Raw genomic sequence first — 2,109 nt, forward strand, 5'->3', positions numbered from 1 at the left:
AGCAGAGGCTGAGACAATGAACACGTTCTAAGCCCCAGGCGGCGAATTTGAATATTTCAAACAATAGTGTGTTGTCTGTCATGTTACCAGGCGGATTACTGGACTGTTTGATTTGTATTTGTTGGGGAGGGGTTGTTACTGCCTGTTGTTCTTTTTTAGGCTGTTCGCGGGTAGATAACAGCTGATTGAAATCTACAGATTGCCGTGTTTGTCCGTCCAACCACTGTTGTCTGCCCTGTGAGATGAAAAAGCGGCTTTGGGAAAAACGCTGCCATGCCGCACTTAATAATGGAACGGGCGTCTCTGGCAAACACAAAATACAATCGGCTGCTTGGAAGCGATTTAGGCGCTCTGATGTGTTTGCAAATTGAATGCCGTATCGTTGCCAATCGGGAATGGCGGAGGCCAGTTGCTCGGCAGTGCAAAGGGCAATGATGGTTTGGGACATGTAAGACTCCATGTAAAAGTGGAAATAGGGCTGGCAGCTTAAAAAATGATTTTTTGTTACCCTACAATTTCAATTTTTTCGACCGGCACTTTTAAATAATATGTAGGCGTTGTTTTGCGCGTACCTGTGCTAAATACGCCGTATTGTTCTGCAACGTATTCTGAAAAGTTCTCCATTAAGATGAGACGGAGTTTGGAAGGTAGTTCGCGCAAACTTTGCAATGCGCTATTGCGCGCCTGCTCTAACAGCTCTTGACGATTCGGAGCATTTTTGAGAGATGGTTCGTTGATTTGCATGATGTCCCAATAGCATGTTTGAAAATCATCCAGTTCGGGATATACGCCAAGCTGCCATTTGTTGTTTTTAATGTTGTCATAGCAGGCTGCTTGGTTTATCAGCTTGATGTTTTTATTTTGTAAATGAAACCGTGCTAATGCGGTATAGGCAAAAAAGTAGCGTTTGTCGGCTATTTTAATGGGTTTGTCCTGCCCAAGTTGAATGGTGCAATTTTTGATATTTAAAATGATGCGGTCAGCTTTTAAATTGTTTTGTAGGAGTTGTACTGCTTCAGAGTAGCTCACATTATTCTGCGCCAAATTTGGCAAACCGTAACTCATGCGTACAAACGGAATTTCTGCCTGCATTACTTTGGCTTCACGCGTATTAATGGTTTCTGTGCAATTAGGGTCGTACGGCTTTTTGGAAATATAGTTGTCGTAATGGGTCGGATAGAAAAAAAGCGGGTTGTTTTCAAATCCTTCGGTAACCAGGACGTGCGACAGCTTATCCTGCGGATGACCAAACAAAGATAGTGCATAACCAATATAAAATCCCATGGATTTTCGTCCGCCTGCGATCGAAACGTGTAGCTCGGTCTTATCATCGGCGCATTGTTGGCGGATAAAATTCACAATCATATCCGCTGCCAAATTGTTTTCTTCAGGTGTGCGGATATCACTCAGTTTTTCGCCGTCGGCATCGTGGATAACATGGATGTTCCGTTCGCCGAACTGAATTTCAGGCAGATTGTAATCTTTGCAAAGGCGCGTGAAAAAGCCGTCTTCCCCAAGCAAATTACGAACGATATTGTTGTAGCCGGTTTGTGTGGTCAGTACAAAAATTTCATCAGGCAGCCAATTTTGCTGCGTATACAGGGCATAGACGGTTTCGGTCAAAATTTGTGGCGACATACCGGTAACAGCGACTAAAACTCTGCGTTTGTATTTCATTGCACTCTCCTTGATTGAGATTTTTTAGACAGCCTGAAAAATTATTCGGTGATTTTTTTGACTTCAAACCGTTGCAAGGTTGCGCCTGCGGCAGACATGGCTGCTACAGTATGCTCGTTGCCTCGTTCTGCAAACTGCTGGGGCAAAATTAAAAAATAAAATTTGGCACCGCGATGGCACACTTCTGCAGCCAAGTCCAAGGGCAACGTTCCTAAAACAACATCACCCGCTTGAATTCTTGTTGCGTCCAGGTGTGAGGTAAATTCATCTATTTGCCATTGCGGTTGCTGTTTTATCCATTCAATCGCGCCTGTATGACGAGAGACGAAGTAGGTAGTCATGTGTTCTCCTTTTGATCAATATATTATTCTAATGCAGAGAATTTGAGGTTGGGTAGAGGGAGACCTTTGCAAAATCCCCCCAAAATCCCCT

The 2,109-nt window shown here is 43.8% G+C and carries 2 protein-coding genes and 1 pseudogene; all 3 read right to left on the bottom strand.

All coding sequences use genetic code 11. The annotated features are described in order from the left end of the window. Window positions 1-448 (bottom strand): annotated as a pseudogene (locus HMPREF3066_RS10540) (hypothetical protein); the annotation flags it as partial. Between the two features lie 56 nt (window positions 449-504). Then, entirely contained in the window at window positions 505-1,677 is a 1,173-nt protein-coding gene (gene csm6 / locus HMPREF3066_RS10545) for a CRISPR-associated ring nuclease Csm6 (RefSeq protein WP_070442827.1), read from the bottom strand. 41 nt (window positions 1,678-1,718) lie between these two features. Further along, window positions 1,719-2,018, bottom strand: a complete 300-nt coding sequence (gene csx16, locus HMPREF3066_RS10550) for a CRISPR-associated protein Csx16 (RefSeq protein WP_049225893.1) — start codon at window positions 2,016-2,018, stop codon at window positions 1,719-1,721. Window positions 2,019-2,109: the final 91 nt, after the last annotated feature.

The organism is Neisseria sp. HMSC03D10 (assembly GCF_001807625.1).
GTDB classification, from domain to species: Bacteria; Pseudomonadota; Gammaproteobacteria; order Burkholderiales; family Neisseriaceae; genus Neisseria; species Neisseria mucosa.

What these genes read in the sequence shown, in the direction of transcription:
- csx16 (WP_049225893.1), bottom strand. Translation starts at nt 2,018, where the DNA reads ATGACTACCTACTTCGTCTCTCGTCATACAGGCGCGATTGAATGGATA.
- csm6 (WP_070442827.1), bottom strand. Translation starts at nt 1,677, where the DNA reads ATGAAATACAAACGCAGAGTTTTAGTCGCTGTTACCGGTATGTCGCCA.